The following is a 25,472-nucleotide window of genomic DNA, read 5'->3' on the forward strand; positions in this document are numbered from 1 at the left end:
AAAAGATTGTTGTTTACTCTTGTACGTAGCCTTACGCTTGATGTCCTACCGTTTCAACTCTGATCTGCTCGTTTTCCAATTGTGATCGGATCTGTCTGGCAAAGGATAGCGCATGAGCTCCATCACCGTGAATGCAGACGGTATCCGCTTGAATCCTAACATCTGTTCCTTGCTGTGAGGTAACTTTCCCTTCTTTAACCATTCGAATTACTTGGCTGACCGCTGCATCCGTGTCAGTTAAAACGGCATTGGGCTGTCGGCGGGAGGTAAGTGATCCATCGCTTTGATAGGTGCGATCAGCAAATACCTCATGGGCACTGCGTAAGCCAAGCTTTTCGGCTGCCTTAAGCAATCGGCTTCCCGATAGCCCGTACAAAATTAATTCTGAATCCAAGCTATATACGGCTTCTGCAATCGCTTCGGCCAAGCTCTCACTTTGTGCCGCCATATTGTACAAAGCTCCATGGGGCTTCACATGATGCAGAACACCCCCCTGCGCTTTCACAAAGGCATATAGGGCTCCTATCTGGTATAGCACCATATCATGTGCCTCACGTGGTGAAATGTCCATCGTACGGCGGCCAAAGCCGATTAAATCGGGCAGCCCTGGATGTGCCCCAATCGCAACTCCTTTTTCCAGAGCCATGTGAACGGTTTGGCGCATGGTAGATGGATCTCCTGCATGATAACCGCAAGCGATATTTGCCGAGCTAATAAATGCAAGAATCTCTTCATCGTTTCCCATCTGATACGCACCAAAGCTCTCTCCCAAATCACAATTCAAATCTACGCGATACATTGCTTCCCCTCCCTTTGACTTGTACATTGCGATATCTGGAAATGCCAGCATTACTCGTTCCGAAATTCGGAATAATCGTTCCATTTTTTATATTTTTACTCATTATAGATTTAGTTTAATAGATTGACAAGAAGCAATTTACAGAAAAAAACTACCTAACAAATCGCTAGGTAGTTTTGTGATTCTGCTTCTATCAGCTTTATCATCTAGTGAAAGCTATGCCAGCTGGGTCCATCGATGTCGCGGATACTCTCTTTGCCCACCAAGTGCACGCGAGATTCGTTCGGCTGTCTCCGTTGTTTCTTTAATTAGCAAAGGTAGTTTATCAGGCTGAAAGCGCACCTCAGGACCTGCAACACTAAGACCAGCTATTAGTTTGCCCCGATGATCAAAAATAGGAGCCGCCACGGAGACCGTTTCGTTCTCTAATTCCGAGTAACTGATCGTATAAAAATTTTGACGAGACTCTTCCAGCTTTTTCAATAGCTCCCTGCCGTTCGTAATGGTTCCTTTAGCAATACGCTCAAATCGAACGTTTTCCAGATATTCTTCAACCTCTGCATCAGAAAGAAACGCTAAAATAATCCGTGAACAGGCCCCCGCATACAAAGGAGAGCGCCTCCCTACTTTCGTATACAATCGCACCGGATGCTTGGTATCTAGCTTCTCGACATAAATGGCATCCAGTCCATCCTTCATAATAAGATGAACAGCTTCCCCCATTTCCTCTCTTAGCTGATTCATCCAGGGAAGAGCTATTTGGCGAATATCTAACCGATCGGACACTAGTTGACCATATTGTAGAAAGGTTAACCCAAGCGCATACCGCCCCTCCTCGTCCTTTCGAAGGAATCCCATCTCTTCAAGGGACCCGGCCATACGATGAACAGAGGTTTTTGGCTTATCGGTTAATTCTACTAATTGAGCTAACGTTAAATGTGGATGAGTAAGAAATAGAGAAAGTAAATCTAATGCTTTCACCACTGTCTTATTTTTATGCTGCACCTTCTCCTCATCCTTCCTATGATTATACATAACTCACGAAAATTTATATTATTATGACATATCTTATTACAGGGAGAAGGACTATGCCAAGCAATTCGTAATCAGAAGGCAAAATAAAGTACCCCAGCTTTGCTTATTTCAATCAAGCATAATGATCTTTTTTTACAACCTATTCGTTACAAAAAACCAGAAAAGAGTTTCGAATCTATACTACTTTATGTACAAAAAGAAAAAAGCCAGCATTGCCAGGCTTTTACTCCTGCTGCGCAAATGCTAGCTTTCATCAGCTACTCATCTTAACCCCACATATTTATCGTATGCTTGAAACACCGCTCGACTAATATTTGATGCAGAGCGCCCTCCATAACCACCCTCTGGTACAACCACTGCTACTGCTAGCTTCGGTTTGTCCGCGGGTGCATAGGCGATAATGACACCATTATTGACCCTTGCGTGTTTGTGCCATTTCGTAATGGATTCTCCTTTTGAATTCGTCGAAATGACAGGAACATAAATATCCTGTTCAGATGTACCTGTCTTGGCTGCTACCTGATAGGGAAGGCCTCGAAATGCATTGACAGAGGTTCCGCCTGGTTGTGTTACCTGTATCATTCCATTCCGTAAAATATCCCAATGTACTTGCGGTTGCTCGATTTTATTTAGAACCTTAGGCTTGGGCCGAAACACAATGTTTCCTTTTTCATCTACGATTTTATCCACAAGCTGAGGCTGTAGCCGAACGCCTTTATTTGCTAAAGTCGCGGCGTATTGAGCTAGTTGAACTGTCGTGGCTCGTACCTGTTGACCAAAGGAGGCTTGTACCATTGCAGCCAGTGGCCCATAGTTTTGATTCATAACTAGATAATCCTCTTTGCCCTTATTCTCACTCGGTAGGTCCACTTCCGTCAACACGCCCAACCCAAACTGATGATAGTACTCCTGCAACAGCGAAACTGCTCTGTTACCCTCCTTTTTGGCAACACCTTCTCCAATGCGTGCCATATACGTATTCGAGGATTTAGCTATCGCCTTTACTGGATTGAGCACACCGTAATTATGACCGTTATCGTTTTTTATTCGATCGTTCCCTCGACCATAGTAGTACGTAACCGGATCGGTCCATTGATCGCTCGGCGTAATGATGCCCTCTTTTAACCCTAGCAATACTGTAATTGGCTTCATTACAGAGCCGGAGGGCACGATTGATTTGGGATGCTTATTATTTTCCTGTTCCGCTGAAGGGCCTGTTAATGGCCGAACATCGTAAGGAGCCTCACGAATCGTCCCATTGGTAACAGAGTATTTCATTTGCTCATACGTAGCCTGATCTGGACCATGCACCCAAACATTAGGATCATATTCGGGATAGCTGACCATCGAAACTACCTTACCGGTATCCACTTCCATCGCTACTACATAAGCTGTTTTCGCACTAGAAGCTAATGAAACACTTCCTCTTAGCTTGGGGAGGAAGTCTTTAATGAAATCTCTAATTTCTAACTGTACACGCTCATCAATGTTTAGATAGAGACTTTGACCACGTATGGGAGCCTCTTTCTTTAGCTCGCGCTGTACGGACTGATCGGCCGCCACCTCATATAAGCGATAGCCATTCTTTCCGCGCAGTTCCTTTTCATAGCTACGCTCGATTCCGTCTAATCCAACCAATTGATCAGAAAGATAATTCTCCTGCTCTGTTTTATAAAACGAGCTGTTCAAATTTTGGGCTACATGATAAGGACGAACGTAGCCAATGGTTTGTACAGCTATTTGTTTGGTGTCGTATTCTCTGATCGATTTTGTTACCACATCTACACCTGGCAAGTCTTCCCGATGCTCCTCTAAATAAGCAATTTCTTCGGGGGTCAGGTCATACTTAATTTCTTTTTCCATATATTTTGGGGCATTTCGAGCAATGTTTTTCCGCTGCCCATTCTCCAAGGTGAAGCCTACATCCAGCTTTTTCATAATTGCGCTTTGTGTCATTCCTCGGAGAACTTTTTCAAGTTTCTTGGCTAATTCAATAATCTCCCGCTGCTTTATACCCTCTGGTTCATGAAAAACTGCTGTAAATGAAGCTCTGCTATGTACCAGCAGCTTGCCATTACGATCATAAATATCGCCGCGAACGGCCGGAATGGGGTCTTTTTTGAGGGAGCGAGAGCTTAACACTCTTTCAAACTCGCTCCCCTCTATAATCTGTAATTGAGCCAATCGCAGAATAATCGCGGAAAATAAAAAGAAGGTAATCAGAAAAATCCATTGCATACGCTGTAAGCGCTGTTCCTGATGCAGTTTTTGTTCTGCTTTATCCACAAAAGGCTCTCCTTATCTTTCTGCTGTCTTTTCACTAGGAATCTCTACTCATTTCCTGCGCAAAAATTCGTTTAACCTTGGGATCAAGATAATGACTGCCACCTCGACCTTTTACATTCTCTATCATCATCGTTAGTAGTAGCTTTGGCTTATCTACATTAAACACAGCCATCCAGCCATACTCCAACCCATCCTCACCTTTTCTCGCCTTTAACTCGGCTGTTCCCGTTTTTCCTGCCACACGGATACCCGATGGTTTTGCAAACCGCCCTGTCCCTTGTGAATTTTCCATCACTTGAATTAGGTCAGCTTTAATCAATGCTGCTGTCTCCCTCGACATTACATTTTCCCTCCAAAAGGCTTGTGGCTTCATCTCCTGCTGGGTTAAAGCGGGGTAGACTATATTTCCCTCATTTACAAATGCGCTATAGGTCAACGCCAGATGAAGAGGTGTCATTGTTACTTCTCCTTGCCCATACCCAGAATCAGCTAGCTGAATTTCATTTCTGATATCCTGGTTAGCTATTTTTGATTTCCTTAACGGATAGGTAAGCGGCAAATTTTCACCTATACCAAACTTTTTTGCTCCTTCTAAGAAAATCTGCTGCCCCATCTGTAGTGCCGCTTGTGCAAAATAGATATTATCGGAATACACGAGGGCTTTTTCTAAAGTAACGGGGCTATGTGGGTCTTTCACTCGCGTTACCTCGTATTTCCCCCATGAGGAATCCTTTTGCCAATGTAATCCCTTGACAGTCATGCCTTGCTCAGGCTGGATACTTCCTTGTTCAAGTCCAATCGCCGCCGTAATAGGCTTAAAGGTGGAACCCGGCGCAAATCCAATAGCAAAGCGATTAAGTAGTGGTTTAGCTGGATCGTCATTTAGCTGGGTCCATTCCTTATTGGATAATCCTCTGATAAACGCGTTAGGATCATACGCTGGTGTACTTAGCATCGCCAGCACTTCTCCAGTAAGCGGATGAATAGCCGCCGCTGTCCCTGCATCATTCTTCATTTCCTCATAGATTGCAAACTGTAGATCAGCATCAATGGTTAATGCGAGCTTCTGCCCATCCTGTGCTAGTTTTTTTGCTAGCACTTCCTTTTCCTGTCCCTGCTCATCCGCTATAATAATCCGCGCACCTGGCGTACCGTGTAATTGTTCCTCATAGACCTGCTCCACGCCCGCCTTCCCCACCAAATCCGTAGCACGATAACCTTTTGGCTCGTATAACTTCCATTGCTCTTCATTCATACTGCCGATATAACCGATTAAATGAGCAGTAGCCTGACGATAAGGATAATAACGCACCTGTTTCTTACGTAGCATCAAGCCCTCGATCTTTTCTAATTGATCTAAGCGATCGTCTTCCTTAGCTTGCGTTGCTAATGGAACAAATAACTCTGGCTTCACCCATTTTGCATTTCGTTTCGCCGCAATTTGTTCGACGGTCATATCTAATAGAGCGGCTGTTTTTTGTTTCTGATCGTCTGAATTCTTTTCCCATTTTCCAGGTATTAGCCCTACTTCATAAGCGACCCCTGTTGTGGCTAATAAGATTCCATTACGATCTACAATTTCCCCTCGCTGTGGCAGGATGGTTTGGACCCTCACCTTATCTTTCTCCTTCATGCTAGGAAAAATGAGGGATTCATTCCATTTGATATACCAATCTTTTTTTCCACTCTGATTTTCACGTACCATTGTTAGCTTATGTGTAAAAGTAAGAGGACCAGCGACTGTGTTCATGCTAGCTTGGTAAGGCAGGTGAAGCTCCTCATTTTTCGTGATGGATTCACGTCCCATTGAGGTATCCTTCACTTGTACATGACTGGCTTCCATCCCGTTATAAATGCTTTCATAGCGGCTTATAAATGCCGTCTTTGTCATTTTTTTCTTTGTATCCAAAGCTAGTTGCTCATACATTTGGGCAAAGTCCTGTTTACCCCAGTTGTCCAGATACTCCTCAAAACGTTTTTCTGCCCGATCCTTTACAACACGAGGATCATCTTCCATCAAATGGGCGTAAATAAAAATTCCTCCTACAGCAAGAAGAACTCCAACGATAGAAAAAAAGAGTATTCTTTTCATGATAAATCCACTCCTTCCTTCTAAAGATAGGTCATACGTCATCCAATAAACATATTGTTCCAGCATTAGATCGGTGATAAATCGCTCATATTTACATGAGACAGTCCTTCGTCCCATCAAAATGGCACATAATAAAAAAGCCAGAAGAACAACAACAGACCTCCCTCTCTTATCAGAACGGAATTCCTCTGCTTTGTCTTCTGGCTTTTCTGCCTTTTATAAGTCCAACATATAACCATACCGTGGTATGGTGATAATTTTATCACCGTACTCACCCAACCTTTTACGTAAACGGTAAACCAATGCATTAATCTCGGCCCGACCTACATCTGGCAATCCATCCACTGTAGATGACCGTTCTGGCCACACATGCACTTTCATCTCATCATAGCTCACAGCTTGATTTACACGCTCGTACATGAGCATCAACAGATCAATATCTTTTCCCGATAAATAAAGACGAACTCCATCCAGCAGAATTTCTCTTCTCTCCACATTGATGGTTAAACCCTTCACATCCGTACTCCCATTGCTTGCCACTGGCTCAGTCTGTTCCACCGCCTGATCCTTACTAGCACCCAATGGTCGAATAAACTCCCGTGTCACATCCAAGTCATTTTCCAATGTAAAGAAAATAAATTCTGCCTCTCCCTTTGCCAATGAAATACGATCTCCGTATTGTAAAACATGCGGGGCATTTTGGAGCGGTTGCCCATTTACCTCCGTGCCATGTTTGCTGTTTAAGTCATAAAGAACGTACTGATTTTTTTCTTGGCGGATGACAGCGTGTTGTCTTGATATAAATAAACTGGTAAAAGATAAATCAGGTTGATACGTCGCACCACGTCTACCAATTGTGCATTCGGTCTCTGTAATGAATTTTTTGACCGTCGTCTGGTTGGAATCTCCCTTTTTAATGAAGAGATATGCTTCTACTCCCAACATGATATCACTCCAAATAACAGTTAATCCTTCACTCTATTATAAACGATTCTTATACGTCAACAAGAGCTGCTTGGTTTGCAGCCCTTGTTCTTTCCCTTTTTCATCCTATTTGTTCTGGGATGGTGTTGGGAGCATGTTATATTTTTTGAGGATTTGTAATGTAATATTTTTAGCCTTTACTCCTGAGGAACTTCCTTCCCCATTCACATTGGTAACAAAGATATAAGGATGTCCCTCTATCTTAACAAACCCTACAAACCAACCAACTGCTGGTGTATTGCGTGTCCCTGTTTTTCCGTAAAGCGTGTACAAGTCCTCATCCTGCTGGATCATCATGCGTTTCACAGTCTTCATTACCTGCTTGTCAAACGGCAATTGTTCTTTATATAGCTTTTCTAAGAAATCTGCCTGCTCCAGAGGTGTGATCTTTAAGGTACTATTTAGCCAAAATTTATCAATTCCACTGCTGATATCCTGATTCCCATAGGCTGCTTTATGTAACCATTCCTTCATGCGTTCTGCACCAATATCGCGAGCTAGCTGTTGATAGTACCAGACTGTTGAATAGCGCATCCCCGAACCAAGCGTATGATCCTTGTTCCAGACATCAAGATCGCGCTTCACGCCATCCCAGCGCTTCACCGTATATTCATCGTCCACTGCTTTTACTTGAAGACCTATTAGAGCATTCATGATTTTAAAAGTAGACTCAGGTGCTTGCGGTTGTTTTGCTCTCTCTTCATTAAAAATAAAGGTCGAATTTTTCTCCACATCACGCAGGATAAACGTACCTTCGTCATTTGGAAAAAATTCCTTCACTTCCACCTTGGATAAATCAACGATCTCTTTTTTCTCAGATATACTTGCCGGTCTTTGTAGCTCAGATTCCTTTGCCATTACTGAGCATCCCGCCATAGCCACACTTAGAAGTAACACCGCGCCATATTTCAATAGTTTCATGATCGGCACCCCCCACTATATTTTTCCTTCTATTTATAACGATGTAAAATGTTCTTTATCGCTTCCTGCCTATACCAATATATGCTAGTAAAGGCACTAATAACATGCTTGAACCGTTATAAACTCATGAGAGTCTGATGATAAAACGATGATACGGCGCTTAGCTTGACTGACACCTAACCAAATGATACTCTAAACGCGACTCTTGACCGGAATAACGATACGTAATGGAGGTGTATGTGTGACATGGGACTTCTTCAGGTAACAAACGTCAGCAAAATATACGGGGGGAAAATTCCCTATCGCGCTTTAACCGACGTGAACTTTCACATAGAAGAGGGAGAGTTTATTGCTATCATGGGGCCGTCAGGGAGCGGAAAAACGACCCTATTAAATCTTATTGCCACAATTGATATCCCCACCACTGGAGATATTCTATTAAATGGTGAAAATCCTCATAAGATCAAAAAATCAAAGCTAGCGGTGTTTCGCAGACGTAATCTAGGCTTTGTGTTTCAGGATTTTAATCTATTAGATACGTTAACACTGGGCGAAAATATCTTATTGCCGCTCGCGCTTGATTTTTACAAGGTTCCTGAAATGAAACAGAAATTGGATGAAATCGCTACTCAGCTAGAAATTAATCACATTTTACAAAAGCGTCCCTACGAGGTGTCAGGTGGGCAAAACCAGCGTGCAGCCATCGCGAGAGCCATCATCCATTCGCCCTCCCTTTTATTAGCAGACGAGCCTACGGGTAATCTAGACTCCAAATCAACCCGCATCGTCATGGAAACCCTGCAAAGCATTAATGCTACCAAAAAAACCACGATGATGATGGTGACACACGATCCTGTAGCTGCTAGTTACTGTGATCGCGTTTTATTTATCAAGGATGGGACGCTATATAATGAAATTCAACGCGGAGAAAGCCGTCAGGTGTTCTTCCAGCAAATCTTAGATGTTCTTGCGCTTTTAGGGGGAAGTACCTATGACCTTTCTACAATTCATCGCCACTAATGTACGTCGTAAATTCAGGTTTTATCTGGCGTATTTTTTAAGTGTTACGTTTGTCATCATGATTTATTTTACCTACGGCATGTTCATTTATCATCCAGGAACGACTACAGAAGGTCTACATTACTTGGTGGTGAATGGAATGACCGTAGCCGAAGCCATTATCTTCTGCTTTTCCTTTGCCTTTATCTGGTACTCCACGAATATTTTTCTTAAGATGCGGAAAAAAGAGTTTGCCGTTTTATCTATACTTGGTATTTCACGCTGGCAGATCAATTTCATGATATTCATGGAAAACCTGCTGTTAGTTACGTTATCGATGGCGGTTGGCATTGGGTTTGGTCTGCTATTCTCCAAATCCTTCTTCATATTCGCTTCAGCCATTCTTGATATGGACGAAATACCATTTTATATACCAACTAAAGCTCTTTTACTTACGATCGTTTCCTTTTATACTGCCTTTTTGCTTATTTCTTTTTTCACTCTGTTTACAACAAAGCACCGGAGTATCAAGGTTTTACTTGATGAATCACGCAAACCGAAAAAGGAGCCTAAGGGATCGGTTATTTTAGCTCTTTTCTCTATCCTTTGCATTGGATCAGCCTACTATATTACGTTTACCCTTAAAAACGATATCTTTGAGGTTATAAGGTGGATGTTTATAGTCATCCTCTTAACCTGTGTCGGTACTTACTTCTTCTACTCTCAGTTTGGAGCATTCCTGATTAATTGGGTAAAAAAAAGACCCATTCTCTACTGGCGTGGAACCCGAATTATTTGGCTGTCCGATCTAGCTTATCGTATTAAGGATAATGCCCAGATGTTTTTTATGGTAACCATTGTCTCCACTGTCGCCTTTACTTCAGCAGGAGCATTGATCAGTGTCTTAGGTATACTTGGTATGGTCAAGGATACGCTTCCACTGACAATCGAGTATAAGTACTATCACGATGAGAAGCTTGAGGGTAAAAAATCGACACAAATCATTGAGGATCATCTAGCCAATTACCATGTAAACTATGAACGAGTCGAGGTCGAGGATTTATATTTTTCTAAGCCAGTAGCACGTGCAGATGTCATAAAGATATCAGCTTATAATCAATTAGCAGCACTGCTAGAGCGTGAAACGTATCAAATTAAGAAGGGGGAGGCTCTTTGGATTAGAGCAAGCTATTTACCCGAGGATGGCATTCCTGACCTTCTTGCGAAAGACGGCAAGCCTTTTCGCCCGGTACAAAAGATAGACAAGCCAGTCCTTTCTTATCAATGGAACACATTAGCTGTATCCGATGAAGACTTTGCCTATCTGAAGGAAAAGGCCTCCTCTAACTATACGGTTGTAGGCTATGTGGTTCAAGAGTGGAGAAAGGGAGGCCCTATCAATAAAGATGCGATAGCCTTCTCAAAAGAAATCAGCCAAAAGCTAGCCAAAGACCAGCAACCTTTAGTTCGTGATGCCTACTATGCTGAAGCAAAGCGGGCCGTTGGCAGTGCGTTATTTATCGGTTTATTTGTAGCCGTCATCTTTTATGTTTGTGCAGGAAGCTTTTTATACTTCCGACTTTATATGGATCTTGATCGGGATAAACAATATTATCAAACGATCTCTAAGATTGGCTTATCCATAGAAGAATGGCAAAAAAGCATGACTGTCCAAATCGCTCTGCTCTTCTTTGTTCCATTCACACTGGCTATCGTACACACGTCAGTAGCTTTAGTCGGTCTCCAAAAGGTGTATTCCAGCGGCACCTTCGTTTCGATTTTTAAAACATCAATTGTAAGCATTCTGATTTTCTTTGTACTTCAGCTTGTTTATTTCCTCATTGTTCGCTCTCACTTTTTACAAAAATTAAAAAGACATATTATGTAGAGATTCAAAAAACAACCATTGCTTATCCTGCTAGGCAATGGTTGTTTTTGATTTTCCATAGAATTAAGCTGTTGCTTTGTCCTTACGTTTAAAACCGTACGTCAGCTTTCTCCAGATAAACTCTAACGGCCCCTGCTTGAATTTCAAGAAATACAGATTACTTATGATCAATTGAACAACAAGGATGATCATCGCCATGTAGAAGGACTGAACTAATGTATAGCCATTTGACCAACCAAATAGGGAAATGATCACAGACCCAATGATATTTTGTGTGAAATAAGAGGTTAACCCTAGGCGTCCGTAATTAGCAAATGGTTTTAACATCGTAGCCACTCGCTCATTGCGTAATAGAAGGAACAAACTACTCATGTATAACAAAGCCATTGGATAAGTATCCATGCGGGAGAAAAATGGCTGGAGTATTTCTTGTAGCGGGTTATCTGTAAAATGGCACCACAGAATCCCTACAAAAGGTATGATACTCAGTACGAATGTAATAAGCTGTGTCCGTTTCAGCAGGTGTACATGCTTATCTACTTCCGCTACAATCTTTTGTTTCCCTACATAAAGTCCCAGTAAAAACATCCCCAAAATGGCAAAAGTATCGCTCTTAAATGAGCTGATGAACTCTGGAACTGGACTACCAAGATAGGTTTGCACAGCCGCAATTCCACTAGCTAATACTGTTATAGCAAAGAGTCCCATTGCCCAGATCAGTATGGTTTTCGCTGATCTACGATAAAAAGGTATCAAGGCAAAGCCCAAAATAGCATAATAGAACAGAATATCTCCAAACCAGGTAAGGATGTGTAAAATACCGAACAATAAGAGTGCTGCCAGACGACGAACAAAAAGAATAAACGGTTTATCTCCACGTGCCTCTGCACGACTCATAAAAATATAGAAGCCAAGTCCAAACAAGAACGAAAAAATACTGAAAAATTTCGTTGTGATAAATAAATCATATAGAAGGCGTAAGGTAGGATCAAAAGCATGCTGAGTTATGCTTTGCCCTTCAATATAAGTCATATAGGCTGGTGCATTCACCAACAAAATACCCATAAGTGCAATCCCACGCAAGATATCCATCGAAACAATACGCTCTTTTTTTGTGACCGATAATGCGGTCATAGACATCAGTCCTTTTTTATCATAATAGTGTCGTTCGCTAGCGACTCGTTGTCATTATTGTAATGAATACTAGATTTTTTAACCATGCATGAAGATTACACACCACTTACATTTTTGTAAGATTTAATAAAAAAAGCCGCCCAGCATTTCTCTGGACGGCCTTCGTTACTTATGAAGCTTGATTCTTAAATTGTGTATGGTACAGATTATAGTAAAAGCCCTGTTGCTCCAGTAATTCCTTATGATTGCCTCTCTCAATAATCTCCCCTTGGTTAATGACCAAGATTTGATCCGCCTCCTGAATCGTACTCAAGCGATGGGCAATCACGAAGCTAGTGCGTCCTTGCATCAATACTTTCAAGGCTTTCTGAATTTGCATCTCAGTTCTTGTATCAATACTGCTGGTTGCCTCGTCCAAAATCAGGATGGATGGGTCCGCTAGAATCGCCCGCGCAATGGTCAGCAATTGCCGCTGTCCTTGACTGATATTGCTAGCATCCTCCGTGAGCTTCGTATGATAGCCTTCTGGCAGGCGTTCAATAAAGGAATGAGCATTCGCCATGCGAGCTGCATACATAACCTGCTCGTCTGTAGCATCTAGCCTGCCGTAGCGAATATTTTCGATTACAGTTCCCGCAAACAGGTAAGTATCCTGTAGCACCATGCCGATAGAGGACCGCAGATTCTCTTTGTCAATCTGACGTATATCCCGTCCGTCTACGATGACACTTCCCTGCTGTACATCGTAGAATCTCATCAATAGGTTTACAATTGTTGTTTTACCTGAACCAGTAGGGCCTACTAGAGCGATCATTTGCCCAGGCTCCGCTATCAGATTAATCTCTTGTAAGACAGGCTTATCTGGCTTATAACCAAAAGTGACATCCTTAAACTCTACTTTTCCTTCCACTTGTTCAAGGGAGTCCGCCACTGCTTGATCCGCGAATTCCTGTTCCTCATCCAGCACCTCAAATACACGTTCTGCACCAGCAAAAGCTGATTGTAGCATGTTAAATTGATTTGCCATCTCATTTAGCGGACGAGCAAACTGCTTCGAGTAATTTAGAAAGGCAGTTATGATCCCGATCGTGATAACACCTTGTACAGCCATGTACCCACCTATGCCTGCAACCAACGCAAAGCTGAGATTATTAATAGCATTCATCAGTGGAGGAATGACTCCAGAGAAGACCTGCGCTTGAGCCCCTACTTTTTTCAAGCGCTGATTTTTTTCTGCAAATTGGTCGATGGTTTGTTGTTCACGATTAAAAGCCTTGACCACCCGTTGTCCCGAAATCATTTCTTCAATATATCCATTTAATTGCCCCAGCTCTGTCTGCTGTTCTAAGAAGAGCTTACGCGTACGCTCCGCAATTTTTTTTGTAATAAATAAGCCAAGTGGAACAACGATGAGACTAACCAATGTTAAAGATGGACTTAGCATCAGCATCATTCCCACGGCCCCAATTACAGTAATGAGACTGGAAAAAATTTGCGTTGTTGCTTGTGAGAGCGTGTTATTAATATTCTCTACGTCATTGGTTAGACGACTCATCAAATCACCGCGGGGTCTTTCATCAAAAAAGCGCAAAGGCAGAGTCTGTACTTTATCAAAGATATCCTTTCGCATACTCTTGACCGTCTTTTGCGAGACACTTGCCATCAAATAGGTTTGTAACCAGGAAGCAAGCGCCCCCAAAATATATACGATGATTAAGCTCCCAACAATCTTGGCTAACAATGAGAATTGAACCTGTCCCGTGGTAATCCCCATGCTATCAATGGCCTTTCCAATCAGCAGGGGGCCCATCAACGCAAAGCCGGAGCTAGCAAGCACTAGGAAAAACACCAGGAATAACGACCAGCGTTGTTCCCGTAAATATCCCCATAGCCGTTTGAGCGCCTCCATGGAATTTTTCGGTTTAACAACCGGCATGCCCGTCATTCCTTTTCCCATAGGCCCGCCCATTCCTTTTGAACGTTGTGGTTCTGATCCTCCTCGATTCATCTAAATCGCCTCCTCTCTTACTTGGGAACGATAGATATCCTGATACACATCCGAGTGTTGCATCAGTTCTTGGTGAGTTCCAATATCTGAAATCTGACCATTATCTAATACAATGATTTTATCTGCTTCCATCACAGAGCTAATGCGTTGTGCAACAATAAAACAAGTCGTATGTCCTAATTGCTCTTTTAACGCTTTTTGAATGAGAGCCTCGGTCGTCAAATCCACCGCACTAGTGCTATCGTCCAAAATGAGAATGTTTGGCTTTGCCAGTAGAGCGCGAGCAATGGACAAGCGCTGTTTTTGTCCGCCTGATAGATTAACTCCCCGTTGACCTACCACTGTATCATAGCCAGCAGGTAGTTTCGCTATAAATTCATCAGCTTGGGCTGCCTTTGCTGCGGCTATCACTTGATCATCTGAGGCCTCGGGATCACCCCAGCGAATATTATCACGAATGGTTCCCGAGAACAGTACTGCCTCCTGTAAAACCATCCCGATGTTTTTGCGAAGCTCCTGTAAGCTCAGCTCTCGAATATCCGTTCCATCCAATAAAATACGTCCCTCTGTCACATCATAAAAACGTGGGAGCAAATGAACCAACGTTGATTTGCCCGAACCCGTAGAGCCAAGAATTGCAATTCGCTCACCCGGCGTCACCGAAAACGTTACATCCTTTAATACAGGTTGCCCACTAGTACCAGCATATTGAAAGGAAACATGGTCAAATTCAATTTTTCCTGTATGCATATAAACGTCTTTATGCCCAACATCAGCAATAGTGGTTTTCGTATCCATTACCTCCACAATCCGATCCGCAGACACTTTTGCCCGCGACACCATCATGAGCATCATGCCAGCCATCATAAGGGCGAACAAAATCTGGGTCATATAATTGGTAAAAGCAATGACTTCTCCGAGCTGCATGCTACCTGTATTGACTTGAAAACCACCAAACCAAATAATCGCAACGATGCTTAGATTCATCAACAGCATCATAATCGGCATCATCAACGCCATGGTTCGTGCTGCCTTTACCGTTATATCAGCTAATTGGTCGTTCTCTGTTTGGAAACGTTCCTTTTCATAATCTGAACGAACGAAGGCCTTTACTACCCTTACCCCTGCCAAATTTTCACGTGTAACTCCATTTACTTTATCCAAGCTAGCCTGGACTTTTTTAAATAAAGGAAAACCCTTCTTAATAATTACCAGAAGAGATAGGATTAGGAGAGGTACGGTCACAACCAACACAAGCGCCATCTTCGCATTCAATGAAAATGCCATCACCATCCCGCCTATAAAGAGAAGCGGAAAGCGTGTTAGCATGCGCAGCATCATTAGAACTACGTTTTGTACCTGTGTAACATCATTAGTTAGGCGTGTAATTAAGGAAGAGGTTTTGAACTGATCCAGCTTGTCAAAAGAAAAGGTCTGTATATGGCTAAACAGATCTAGTCTCACGTCTGCACCAAAATTCTGGGAAACGATGCTGGCAAAGTAAATACAGCCTACACCGCCAACAATCCCCAAAAGCGCAACCCCTACCATAATCAATCCGGTTTGAATGATATAGGTGACATCTCCATTAGCAACACCCTGGTCTACAATATGAGCCATCAGTGTCGGCTGAAGCAAATCCATTACCACCTCCAGAAACATGAGTAACACAGCGGCTACTGCATATTTTCTATAAGGCACAATATATTTAAAAAGTTTACCCATTCTGCTTGGCATCTCCCTTCGCATTTACTTTGACAGCTACATAATTCTAGAGGAAGCAGCCAATTGACATGCAAGCTTACCTAACCTCACATTACTCCGATAAATTCCGATGCATATGTGTTAAAAAGCGTCGAAGTAAGATTTTTTCTTCCTCCCGAAAGCCTTCAAAGCATTTTTTCTCAATCTCTTTAATCACTTTTTCAATCTGTTCTAATTTTTCTTTTCCTAATTCAGTTAAATACACCCGAGACGCTCTTAAATCATCGGGATCAGGCTGACGTTCGATCAATCCAGATTTCTCCATACGATTCAGCATGACGGTGACCGTAGCTGCCTTTACCTTCATTTTCGTAACCAGTTCCTTTTGTACTCTTCCATTTTTGTTTTTTAGCAAAAACAAAACAGGCAATTGCCCCGGGTAGATTCCTACTTCATGCGACATTTGCCACATTTTATAATTATACGATCGCACCACACGAGATAGTAGCAATTCTAAAGAATCCAGATAAGGAGTCTCCTCCACTTTTACTCACCTCATTTAGTTAGCCAGCTATATATTAAGATAAACAGGATTATACTCCCTTATTTCACAAGGTGCAAGGGGACTTACGAAAGGTAAATAAAGGTAAATGCTATCTAGCAAATAAAGGAACCGACTACCGCTACTAGGCCAATCGGTTCCTCTATCTGTGTATCCTGATGATTTTATTTTAGGGCTTTCATCAGACATTTACCCTTTTTCTTTTCATTCTGGTAACCACAATAAAAGTCCCTGCCGCTATTACCGGAAGAATGATTAAGAGATATTTACTATATTCATTAATCAGGTACCCAACAGAAGCGGCATTGCTTCCTAACAGATGCCCGAGAATAAAAAATAATAGTGTCCAAACAAAGCCAGTCGTAAAGGAGAACAGAGCATACCTCCGAAAAGACATTTTGCTAATCCCGACCAGATAAGGCACCACGTGGCGCACAATCGGCAAAAAGTAACTAATTACAAGTGCTTGGCTCCCATACTTTTGCAATAGATATTCAGCTCGTACAATATAGATATCCATGTGTCTTTTACGCCGAATGCGATCTAACACGGGAGCTCCAATCTTATATCCTAAAATATATCCAAGTGACAACCCCGAAATAACCCCTAAATAGGTGACAAAAAAGGCAGGAATTGATTGAAGAATGCCAAATGAGCCAACCATTCCTCCCGTCATGACAATCACTTCATCTGGAATCGGCATACCAACAATGCCAAGCCATAGAGCGAAAAACAGGGCAAAATAGCCGTATTGATTAATTAACTCAAGTATCGTATCCAACTGCAAGTAATAACCCCCTGATTGTATGACAGCACGGAAGGAACCATGTCAGAAATGTCACTTCTGTCATTTTTTCTTTCATAGCTTTATCATATCGAACAGTTCTTAGCTTTTTTATAACAGAGTTCTAAAGAATTTCTTAAATTTTCTGCTTGTCGCAAAAAACATACAGTTTTCTGCGGTTTTATCTAATTCGTCCGTTACTTGCCTATTTCCTTGTTTTCTTTGTTTGTGACAACCTTTTCATCCATTTCATATAGTATCACGTGAGCATTCTTTTCTATTTAGCTCCCAAAAGGAGGAAGCACTATTACTACTGTCATTTCGCATTTTTATAATGAAGAATATTTGCTTCCATGGTGGCTGATGCATCATACCCAGATATTTGATCATGGTATTCTCATTAATCGGGGTTCAACGGATCGTTCACTTGAGATATGTAAACATTTTGCCCCCCATTGGGAGGTGAGAAATTCAAGGGTACCGGAATTTGATGCGATAGAGGTTGACCGTGAAGTAATGGATATCGAAAAAGAATGTACAGGATGGAAAATGGTGCTAAACACTACTGAGTTTCTATGTTGTCAAAATAAAGATGAATTTTTCTCGTCCCTTACCGCTTTAGGTGAGCATATGTATTCAATCAGAGTGATTATGCTAGTTGATGATCCCAATCATAGCTATCCAGAAGCTGTTTATAACATTCCTTTGGTGAATCAACGATACCATGGTTACTTCCCCATAGATAATACACACCCCAATATTGGTAGACTGATTCATAAGCATGAACACGGCGCCTATACAGCCGGCAGACATTGGTCCCCGCATAAATTTATCGTTTATCTAACCGCGCCTGCCTTCGTCATAAAGTTTTTTTACAGTCCGTGGAATGATTTAACACGAAAACGAAAACTGCAAATAGGCCCCACGCTCTCAGCGCACAGTATCCAGCACGGCTTGGGTATCTATCATGTCACTACACCTGAGAAGCTACAAGAAACCTATTTGTTTTATGCGAGTGGGACAAAAGATCTTCGTTTGAATCCGGAATACCTAGAGCTGTTTCCCCACTTAAAACCATAATGTAAACAGCTTCTTAGAGACTTATCGATTTCATCATAGCATATCTTTTCTTGAATCCTTAATGAATCGATTTGTGCGAAGCCAACACCATTATCGGGACTACTGCATAATGTAAAAGCATGAAAAGCTTCATAAAAAGGGACATTTTTAGCAACTATGGGGGATAAAAATGAAAGCAGTTATTCTTGCTGGTGGGTATGGAACGAGAATTGGCGAAGAAACCCATTTAAAGCCTAAACCAATGATTGAAATAGGGACAAAGCCCATTCTTTGGCACATCATGAAAATCTTTAGCTACTACGGAATCAATGATTTTATCATTTGTTTAGGCTATAAGGGACACCTCATTAAAGAATATTTTTCAAATTATAACCTGCATATGTCAGATTTTACGCTCGATATGAGTAAAAATGAAATTAGGAACCATTCCAATAATGCAGAGCCTTGGAAGGTAACGCTCATCGATACAGGGGAAGGAACGGAGACGGGCGGCCGTATTAAGAGGATACAAAAATATATTGGTGACGAAACGTTTTGTCTGACGTACGGAGATGGTGTAGGGAATATTCCTATCAAAAAATTGATTGAATTTCATCAAAAGCACGGTAAATATGCGACGGTTACTGCGGTTCAGCCCCCTGGAAGATTCGGCTCCCTTATGCTTGAGGATCAGATGGTTGTAGACTTCAAAGAGAAGCCTTTAGGGGACGGCGGCTGGATAAATGGGGGATTTTTTGTTCTAGAGCCAGCCATTTTTTCCTTTATCAATGATGACCAAACCATTTGGGAAACAAATGCTTTAGTCAAATTAGCAAAACAAAATCAGCTTGCCGCCTATCGTCATGATGGGTTCTGGCATCCAATGGATACATTACGAGATAAGCAAAAATTAATGGACTTGTGGGATAGTAAAAACGCCCCTTGGAAGGTTTGGTAGCATGAAGAAATCCTTTTGGCATCAAAAAAAAGTGTTACTAACAGGTCATACTGGATTTAAGGGTACATGGCTTACGTTGTGGTTAACATCGCTGGGGGCAGATGTAATTGGGTATTCTCTCAATCCACCATCTACCCCTCATTTATTTGAAATAGCAGAGGTTTCGAAGGAATGCCGTTCTATAAAGGGCGACATTACAGACTACCCGCTACTTCTGCAAACCCTTGCCGATTATCAGCCAGAAATTATTTTTCATCTAGCTGCCCAGCCTTTGGTTCAGCAATCGTATGCAGATCCACTTACCACTTATCATACGAATATATTAGGAACCGTTCATGTACTTGAGGCTGCACGACAAACAAAAAGTGTTCATGTAATTATTAACGTTACAAGCGATAAATGTTATAAAAATGATGGGCTAGGTAATCATTCCTTTCAGGAAAATGATCCGCTAGGCGGCTACGATCCATACAGTGCCAGCAAAGCATGTGCCGAGGTCATCACTGAGTCTTATCAACAATCATTTTTTCAGCCTACATCTTCTTCCGCAACACAACTTGCATCCGTAAGAGCTGGTAATGTGATTGGCGGTGGTGATTGGGCCGCAGATCGAATATTTCCAGATATCGCAAGGGCATTGATTCATTCAACGAAGCTTAGTATACGAAATCCAAACGCCATTCGCCCGTGGCAGCATGTCCTAGACCCCTTACATGGATATTTGCTTCTCGCCGAAAAGCTGTGGAATAACCCCGTATACGCCCAATCCTGGAATTTCGGACCGATCGATCATTCTTACCTAACCGTTAGAGAAATAGTAGATAAAGCAGCGAGCATTTGGAACGAAAAGATACAGATAACCGCTCCGTCAGCTACTCCCCCCTACGAATCTCCTATACTAACCCTTGATAGCACTAAAGCTATCCGTTCCCTCGGGTGGCATCCAAAGCTAAATACTACAGAGGCTGTTGCATGGACTGTTCAGTGGTACCAGCAATATCAATCAGGTAAGGACATAAGCTCTTTCACTCGCCAACAAATCAACAGGTTTATAAATTTATAAGGAGTTAGGAGTCTACTGAAAATGTCCGATAAAAAATGTCGTTTTTGCAATTCGTTGCTTACTCATTCATTCCTGGATTTAGGAGTTACACCTCTCGCTAACTCATTTATATCACCGGACCGTGTAGATGACATGGAACCATTTTATCCGTTGCATGCCTATGTTTGTGATAAATGTTTTCTGGTACAAGTAGGTCAGTTTGAATCGCCAGATCAGATTTTTAATCACTATCTATATTTTAGCTCCTATTCCTCTAGTTGGTTATCCCATGCTCAAAAATATACCGAGATGGCTATAGCAAGGTTCCATTTGCATCACGATTCGCAGGTTATTGAGATCGCAAGCAATGACGGCTATTTATTACAATACTTTCACAAGCGTAATATTCGAACACTAGGGATTGAACCGGCAAAAAATTTAGCGAAAATTTGTAACGATAAGGGAATTCCTACGAGGGCAGATTTTTTTGGAGAGAGATTAGCAAAGCAATTGGTACAGGAAGGCTATAAAGGGGATTTAATTGTCGCAAATAATGTATTAGCACACGTACCTGAATTACATGACTTTATAGCAGGACTAAAAATACTACTACAACCAAATGGTATGATCACAATCGAATTTCCCCATGTCTTGCAGCTCATACTTGGTAAGCAATTTGATACGATTTATCATGAACACTTCTCTTATTTTTCGCTACTCTCCGTTCAAAGCATCCTATCTAGCCACCAGTTAAAGGTTGTCGATGTCGAGGAAATCCCTACCCATGGCGGTTCTTTACGGTTGTTCGTAAAGCATAGTAAAGATAAGGAGCCCATCCAACCAAGCGTGGCAAAGATCCTTGAAAAGGAACAAGAGCACGGGCTTCACCAATTAGCAACGTATCTGGAGTTTTCAAAGAAAGTCGAACAAATGAAGATCGATATATTATCCTTTTTCATTAAGGCTCATAACATGAAAAAGAAAATCGTCGGTTACGGGGCCCCTGCTAAAGGAAATACTCTCCTGCACTTTTGTGGTATCGGAAAAGAGCTTCTCCCCTATACCGTCGATCAGAATCCACATAAACAAGGGCTTATATTGCCCGGCTCTCGTATTCCGATTAAAAACCCAGATGAAATAAAACGAACACAACCAGATTTCGTCCTCATTTTGCCGTGGAATGTAAAAGCAGAAATCATGGACGAATGCTCCTATATTCGAAAGTGGGGCGGAAAATTTGTAGTGTTTGTTCCAGAAGTGGAAGTGCTGTAGCGCATGGAAAAGGTTCTCGTAACAGGCGGAAATGGCTGGATCGGCAGATATGTAGTTAGTATGCTACATAAAATGGGCTGGGAGGTTCATGCGACGTACCGAAAGGCGCCACTTTTGGATATTACCTGTGCTTGGCACCAAGCTAACCTTTTATCCCATACAGAAGTGACGGCTCTGATTGATCAGGTGAAGCCTTCTCATCTGGTACATTTAGCTTGGGAAGCAGTCCCTCCCCACTGTTATCATTCGCTTGCTAACTACGATTGGGTGCAATCGAGCATGACATTATTTCGTCATTTTGCTAAATGTGGTGGTAAAAGGATCATCGTAGCTGGAACATGTGCAGAATATGAATGGCTGGAAGGTTATTTATCTGAGGCTGGCTCTCTTTATTCTTATAAAACACCTTACTCTGCTTGTAAAAATATTTTGCGTTTATGGCTCCAATCATACTCTGAGCAGGTTGGTCTGAGTGCCTGCTGGGGGAGAATCTTTCATTTATATGGTCCTCATGATCCGGGGAATCGACTTATTTCTACCCTTATCACCTCGCTATTAAAAGGCGAAGAGGCCTTGTGCACGCATGGAAATCAATATCGTGATTTTCTCTATATCGCTGATGTAGCCGATGCTCTGGTAGCCTTATTAAGGAGCGATATGCGAGGAGCTGTTAATATTGCTTCTGGGCAATCGAGCCAATTGAAGCAGATTGCTTCTCTTATCGGTCAAAAAATCGGAAATGAGGACTTAATCAAATGGGGAGCCATTCCATCCCCCCAGGATGAGCCTTTATTTGTCGGAGCTAATATTGCTCGATTACAGGGAGGAATAAACTGGAATCCCAAATACTCGTTAGATGCTGGCTTAGAAGAAACGATAATCTGGTGGAGGAAACATTTAGATGGATATTCTTACAGATGAATAAATACCTAAAAAAAGCTGATTCCATGAGCATATGGTATCAGCTTTTCGTGTCTTTCAACCCATAAAAACATGTCTATAAAACTACATAGATTAAAAAAATAAATAAAAAAGAGGTTATTGGTAAATTATGACTAATTTAATATCGTTACTTTTTACCTACTTATATACTCAGTCAGAAAGGAGCTAGTAAATTGCAACGAACTACTAGAACGAACAATACTCAGCCCAATAGATCAACTCTCAGCCAGACAAATAGAATGGCGAGCAGTCAGACTCGGGTAACGAACACACAAGGCAACAGGGGAACAAATGGTCAAATGAGAACATCAACTACTCGCCAGCCCTCCCCTCAACAAGCTTCCCCTCAACAGAAGCGTCCCGTTAAGAATCAACCCAAGGATAGATTAGGACAAGCGATAGTTTCAATGATTTTTGGTATATTTGGTATTATTTTATTTGTAATGTCCTGCTTCATGTTAAATTACAGTTCAAGATATTACACACCATCCCCTGGTACGATGCTAACCATTTTCTTGGCCTTTATTATTAACGCTTCGGGGTTTATCTTGGGAATTCGTGCAAGGAATTCTTCTAACGGTAGGGGTATGGCAATTGCAGGTATTACACTGACTTCATTCCCATTTGTCGTTATGACACTTTTTTTTGTAGCAACGATCATTGGAACATTTAGCATGTGGATGTAATGTCTTATCTCTCCAAATGAAGCGAGGCTCTCTGGTGCAAAGAGGGCCTTGCTTATTTGAAATGATGGATATAAGGACTTGTTTCCTGATCGTAGTAGGCTAGTACGCTTATAGGCTAACGGGGAGCCTGAGAATTCCTCAGGTGATTCCCCTTTTTACATTGGCAAACGGACTAAAAATGTAGTGCCCTTCCCCGCCTTGCTCTCAACCCGCACCTCTCCACCATGCGCTTCTATAATGGCTTTTACGATAGCTAATCCAATTCCAGCTCCCCCTGATTTACGACTACGCGACTTTTCACCACGATAAAATCGTTCAAATACGTAGGGGAGCTCTTCTTCTCTGATACCCACTCCTGTATCCGCTACATTTATTACGATATTGGACTGCTGCTCTTCGATGGCAACCGATACTTCACCATCTTCAGGAGTATATTTATAAGCATTGCTGAGTAAATTCGTAAATACCTGCAACAATCTGCGATAATCAGCATGCACAAAGATATTGTCCGTGAAAGGCGGAACATAACGAATATTTTTCTTGTCCCATAACTCTGCAATGCTTTTTTGTGCCTCCGCTATGATAGCAGGTAGGTTTACTTGCTGCTTTTGTAAACGAAGCATTGGATTTTCGGCTTCCGTTAACTTCTCCAAATCCTTTATCAATAGAACAAGCTGCGAGGTCTGTTCCTGACAAATCTGCAATTTTTCTGATGTCGGCTCCCATATCCCATCTTCAAATGCTTCCATGTAGCTTTGAATTGTAGCAAGTGGCGTTCGTAATTCATGGGCAATATCGGCTGTTAAATTTTTACGTAGACGTTCTTGCTTTTGTAGGCTCTCTGCCAAATGATTCACCGCTTGACCCAACTCCTGTATTTCCCCATGCAATGTGTCCGTCTCCACTCGTGCTGTGAGGTCTCCTGTCCGCATTCGATTCGCTTTCTCCTTCATGTGAAGCAAGGGATGGCTAATACCGCGCGAAATGCGAACGCTATAATAATAAACGCCGACAATGACAATCAGAAGCGCCCCTCCGACCATTCCATTAAATCTGGTAATGAATTCTCTCTCCTGCTCCTGAAATTGACCATCTGGAAGCCCCACATGTAACATACCCACCTGCTGATCTCCAATGATGATAGGTGTTGAGTAGGTAGAATGAGGAAGCTTATCATCTACAGCACAGCTATGCTTTGTGCCTTGCCTTTCCATATGCATTCCCATCTTATTCGAATCCCAAATGACGTTCCCTTCTACATCAAGCAAAATGACAGTCATGTCACGCTGCATAGCTCGATGTCCTACACCCATAAGTGTCTGTCTTGACCATTCATTGGCTTTTACATATGATTCGGTCAGGTCTTGTAGGATCGCATCTGCCTCCGCTTGCAGTTGATTTTCAACATATTTACCAAATGTAATGGAAACCGAGATATTTACAATAATGATGATGACTAACAAAGAAACGAGCGCAACACCCAGATGGGAAAGAAAAAGCTGTCGTTTCATTCCTTTATGCTTCATCACGGTTCACCAAAAATTTATAGCCTACACCAAACACTGTTGAAATAAAGGAGGGGTGCTTGGGATCATCGTTTAATTTTTGCCTTACGTTTTTGATGTGTACGTCAATGGTACGTTCATATCCATCAAATCCATAACCCTGAATGTGATTAATTAATTCCAGACGGCTAAACACTTTTTTTGGTTGGCTAGCTAGCGTATACAATAGCTTAAACTCAATAGGTGTTAATGTGATGCTAGCCTGATCTAGTGTGACCTGATGTAGTTCTGGTTCCACACATAGACGTTTTTGGAGAAAGGTAAGTGCTTGCTCTTGTTTTTTCGTAGTACCTGTCCGCCGTAACAGCGTAATAACCCGAGCCACTAATTCACGTGGACTAAATGGCTTACTAACATAATCGTCGGCCCCCATTAACAGCCCATTAATTTTATCATCCTCAGCACTTTTAGCTGTCAGCATAAGAATAGGAATATCGGAGGTCTTGCGTAATTTTCGACATATATCCTCTCCCGACATATCAGGCAGCATCAAGTCTAATATGATGAGGTCTGGCTGTAAAAGCTGATGGAGCTGAAGTGCCGCCTCCCCCGTCTCTGCTACGTAAACAATGTAACCGCTTCTCTCTAAATAAGCTCGAATTACCTGCAAAATATTTTCTTCATCATCAACGACTAATATCTTGTGTTGACCCATCTACTCTCACCCGCCTCGCTTACTATGTGCAAAAATGCACAAGTAGGCAGCCCCTCCTTTCTGGAAAGTCTGCCTGATCCTGTTTCTTTTTTTATTA

Annotated in this window: 21 protein-coding genes; 8 read left to right on the forward strand and 13 right to left on the reverse strand. The window is 42.0% G+C overall.

The genetic code is table 11. The features are described 5' to 3' along the window. Positions 1–31: 31 nt before the first annotated feature. From pxpA to blaOXA, 6 genes are all read right to left on the reverse strand, one after another. Positions 32–799: a 5-oxoprolinase subunit PxpA gene (pxpA, locus tag O0550_RS17040; RefSeq protein WP_101667254.1), complete on the reverse strand. Its 768-nt coding sequence runs from the start codon at positions 797–799 to the stop codon at positions 32–34. 216 nt (positions 800–1,015) lie between these two features. Continuing rightward, positions 1,016–1,804, reverse strand: coding sequence for an IclR family transcriptional regulator (locus tag O0550_RS17045; protein ID WP_003343287.1), 789 nt, complete (start codon positions 1,802–1,804; stop codon positions 1,016–1,018). A gap of 291 nt (positions 1,805–2,095) precedes the next feature. Further along, positions 2,096–4,120, reverse strand: a complete 2,025-nt coding sequence (locus tag O0550_RS17050; protein ID WP_258426891.1) for a peptidoglycan D,D-transpeptidase FtsI family protein — start codon at positions 4,118–4,120, stop codon at positions 2,096–2,098. A gap of 34 nt (positions 4,121–4,154) precedes the next feature. Then, entirely contained in the window at positions 4,155–6,212 is a 2,058-nt protein-coding gene (locus O0550_RS17055) for a penicillin-binding transpeptidase domain-containing protein (protein WP_258426892.1), read from the reverse strand. A gap of 216 nt (positions 6,213–6,428) precedes the next feature. Continuing rightward, complete coding sequence (locus O0550_RS17060; protein ID WP_003333650.1) at positions 6,429–7,157, reverse strand: FHA domain-containing protein; 729 nt, start codon at positions 7,155–7,157, stop codon at positions 6,429–6,431. Positions 7,158–7,262: 105 nt separating this feature from the next. Continuing rightward, positions 7,263–8,117 (reverse strand): class D beta-lactamase, encoded by an 855-nt coding sequence (gene blaOXA, locus O0550_RS17065; protein ID WP_258426893.1) that lies wholly within the window; start codon positions 8,115–8,117, stop codon positions 7,263–7,265. A gap of 246 nt (positions 8,118–8,363) precedes the next feature. On the opposite strand from blaOXA, the gene O0550_RS17070 reads away from it, so the two are divergent. Together O0550_RS17070 and O0550_RS17075 are read left to right on the forward strand one after the other, a co-directional pair. After that, complete coding sequence (locus tag O0550_RS17070) at positions 8,364–9,137, forward strand: ABC transporter ATP-binding protein (protein WP_068793467.1); 774 nt, start codon at positions 8,364–8,366, stop codon at positions 9,135–9,137. Then, the gene (locus O0550_RS17075) at positions 9,109–11,004 is read left to right on the forward strand and encodes an ABC transporter permease (RefSeq protein ID WP_258426894.1); all 1,896 of its coding nucleotides are present in this window, start codon (positions 9,109–9,111) and stop codon (positions 11,002–11,004) included. The genes O0550_RS17070 and O0550_RS17075 overlap by 29 nt, the downstream gene beginning before the upstream one ends. A gap of 63 nt (positions 11,005–11,067) precedes the next feature. Here O0550_RS17075 and O0550_RS17080 read toward each other — a convergent pair whose 3' ends face one another. The 5 genes from O0550_RS17080 to O0550_RS17100 form a co-directional block, all read right to left on the reverse strand. Then, the gene (locus tag O0550_RS17080; RefSeq protein WP_258426895.1) at positions 11,068–12,138 is read right to left on the reverse strand and encodes a DUF418 domain-containing protein; all 1,071 of its coding nucleotides are present in this window, start codon (positions 12,136–12,138) and stop codon (positions 11,068–11,070) included. Positions 12,139–12,307: 169 nt separating this feature from the next. Continuing rightward, the gene (locus O0550_RS17085; protein ID WP_258426896.1) at positions 12,308–14,146 is read right to left on the reverse strand and encodes an ABC transporter ATP-binding protein; all 1,839 of its coding nucleotides are present in this window, start codon (positions 14,144–14,146) and stop codon (positions 12,308–12,310) included. After that, positions 14,147–15,871: an ABC transporter ATP-binding protein gene (locus O0550_RS17090; RefSeq protein WP_003333657.1), complete on the reverse strand. Its 1,725-nt coding sequence runs from the start codon at positions 15,869–15,871 to the stop codon at positions 14,147–14,149. Positions 15,872–15,962: 91 nt separating this feature from the next. Then, positions 15,963–16,394 carry a MarR family winged helix-turn-helix transcriptional regulator gene (locus tag O0550_RS17095; protein WP_003343269.1) on the reverse strand — a complete coding sequence of 144 codons (432 nt, stop codon included), beginning with the start codon at positions 16,392–16,394 and terminating at the stop codon, positions 15,963–15,965. Positions 16,395–16,593: 199 nt separating this feature from the next. Continuing rightward, positions 16,594–17,199 carry a DedA family protein gene (locus O0550_RS17100; protein WP_258426897.1) on the reverse strand — a complete coding sequence of 202 codons (606 nt, stop codon included), beginning with the start codon at positions 17,197–17,199 and terminating at the stop codon, positions 16,594–16,596. A 360-nt stretch (positions 17,200–17,559) separates the two neighbouring features. Between O0550_RS17100 and O0550_RS17105 the strand changes: the two genes are divergently transcribed. The 6 genes from O0550_RS17105 (at position 17,560) to O0550_RS17130 (ending at position 23,155) form a co-directional block, all read left to right on the forward strand. After that, positions 17,560–18,276 (forward strand): glycosyltransferase family protein, encoded by a 717-nt coding sequence (locus O0550_RS17105; protein ID WP_003343265.1) that lies wholly within the window; start codon positions 17,560–17,562, stop codon positions 18,274–18,276. 169 nt (positions 18,277–18,445) lie between these two features. Next, complete coding sequence (gene rfbF / locus O0550_RS17110; protein WP_003333664.1) at positions 18,446–19,213, forward strand: glucose-1-phosphate cytidylyltransferase; 768 nt, start codon at positions 18,446–18,448, stop codon at positions 19,211–19,213. A gap of 1 nt (position 19,214) precedes the next feature. Beyond that, a complete protein-coding gene (rfbG, locus tag O0550_RS17115; protein WP_258426898.1) occupies positions 19,215–20,276 on the forward strand; it encodes a CDP-glucose 4,6-dehydratase in 1,062 nt (353 codons plus the stop codon). A 21-nt stretch (positions 20,277–20,297) separates the two neighbouring features. Further along, on the forward strand, positions 20,298–21,527 hold the full coding sequence (locus tag O0550_RS17120; RefSeq protein ID WP_258426899.1) for a class I SAM-dependent methyltransferase: 1,230 nt from the start codon (positions 20,298–20,300) through the stop codon (positions 21,525–21,527). A 3-nt stretch (positions 21,528–21,530) separates the two neighbouring features. Beyond that, positions 21,531–22,448, forward strand: a complete 918-nt coding sequence (locus O0550_RS17125) for an NAD-dependent epimerase/dehydratase family protein (RefSeq protein ID WP_003343258.1) — start codon at positions 21,531–21,533, stop codon at positions 22,446–22,448. Between the two features lie 194 nt (positions 22,449–22,642). Further along, complete coding sequence (locus O0550_RS17130) at positions 22,643–23,155, forward strand: DUF4190 domain-containing protein (protein WP_035318789.1); 513 nt, start codon at positions 22,643–22,645, stop codon at positions 23,153–23,155. 155 nt (positions 23,156–23,310) lie between these two features. Here O0550_RS17130 and O0550_RS17135 read toward each other — a convergent pair whose 3' ends face one another. Together O0550_RS17135 and O0550_RS17140 are read right to left on the reverse strand one after the other, a co-directional pair. Beyond that, the gene (locus O0550_RS17135) at positions 23,311–24,681 is read right to left on the reverse strand and encodes a sensor histidine kinase (RefSeq protein WP_258426900.1); all 1,371 of its coding nucleotides are present in this window, start codon (positions 24,679–24,681) and stop codon (positions 23,311–23,313) included. Next, positions 24,671–25,375, reverse strand: coding sequence for a response regulator transcription factor (locus tag O0550_RS17140; protein WP_003333670.1), 705 nt, complete (start codon positions 25,373–25,375; stop codon positions 24,671–24,673). Before O0550_RS17140 ends, O0550_RS17135 begins: the two co-directional genes overlap by 11 nt. Positions 25,376–25,472: the final 97 nt, after the last annotated feature.

This window comes from Brevibacillus halotolerans (assembly GCF_026891775.1).
In the GTDB taxonomy this organism is placed as follows: domain Bacteria; phylum Bacillota; class Bacilli; order Brevibacillales; family Brevibacillaceae; genus Brevibacillus_B; species Brevibacillus_B halotolerans.

What these genes read in the sequence shown, in the direction of transcription:
- pxpA (WP_101667254.1), bottom strand. Translation starts at nt 799, where the DNA reads ATGTATCGCGTAGATTTGAATTGTGATTTGGGAGAGAGCTTTGGTGCG.
- O0550_RS17055 (WP_258426892.1), bottom strand. Translation starts at nt 6,212, where the DNA reads ATGAAAAGAATACTCTTTTTTTCTATCGTTGGAGTTCTTCTTGCTGTA.
- O0550_RS17060 (WP_003333650.1), bottom strand. Translation starts at nt 7,157, where the DNA reads ATGTTGGGAGTAGAAGCATATCTCTTCATTAAAAAGGGAGATTCCAAC.
- blaOXA (WP_258426893.1), bottom strand. Translation starts at nt 8,117, where the DNA reads ATGAAACTATTGAAATATGGCGCGGTGTTACTTCTAAGTGTGGCTATG.
- O0550_RS17070 (WP_068793467.1), top strand. Translation starts at nt 8,364, where the DNA reads ATGGGACTTCTTCAGGTAACAAACGTCAGCAAAATATACGGGGGGAAA.
- O0550_RS17075 (WP_258426894.1), top strand. Translation starts at nt 9,109, where the DNA reads ATGACCTTTCTACAATTCATCGCCACTAATGTACGTCGTAAATTCAGG.
- O0550_RS17080 (WP_258426895.1), bottom strand. Translation starts at nt 12,138, where the DNA reads ATGACCGCATTATCGGTCACAAAAAAAGAGCGTATTGTTTCGATGGAT.
- O0550_RS17085 (WP_258426896.1), bottom strand. Translation starts at nt 14,146, where the DNA reads ATGAATCGAGGAGGATCAGAACCACAACGTTCAAAAGGAATGGGCGGG.
- O0550_RS17090 (WP_003333657.1), bottom strand. Translation starts at nt 15,871, where the DNA reads ATGGGTAAACTTTTTAAATATATTGTGCCTTATAGAAAATATGCAGTA.
- O0550_RS17105 (WP_003343265.1), top strand. Translation starts at nt 17,560, where the DNA reads ATGCATCATACCCAGATATTTGATCATGGTATTCTCATTAATCGGGGT.
- rfbF (WP_003333664.1), top strand. Translation starts at nt 18,446, where the DNA reads ATGAAAGCAGTTATTCTTGCTGGTGGGTATGGAACGAGAATTGGCGAA.
- rfbG (WP_258426898.1), top strand. Translation starts at nt 19,215, where the DNA reads ATGAAGAAATCCTTTTGGCATCAAAAAAAAGTGTTACTAACAGGTCAT.
- O0550_RS17120 (WP_258426899.1), top strand. Translation starts at nt 20,298, where the DNA reads ATGTCCGATAAAAAATGTCGTTTTTGCAATTCGTTGCTTACTCATTCA.
- O0550_RS17125 (WP_003343258.1), top strand. Translation starts at nt 21,531, where the DNA reads ATGGAAAAGGTTCTCGTAACAGGCGGAAATGGCTGGATCGGCAGATAT.
- O0550_RS17135 (WP_258426900.1), bottom strand. Translation starts at nt 24,681, where the DNA reads ATGAAGCATAAAGGAATGAAACGACAGCTTTTTCTTTCCCATCTGGGT.
- O0550_RS17140 (WP_003333670.1), bottom strand. Translation starts at nt 25,375, where the DNA reads ATGGGTCAACACAAGATATTAGTCGTTGATGATGAAGAAAATATTTTG.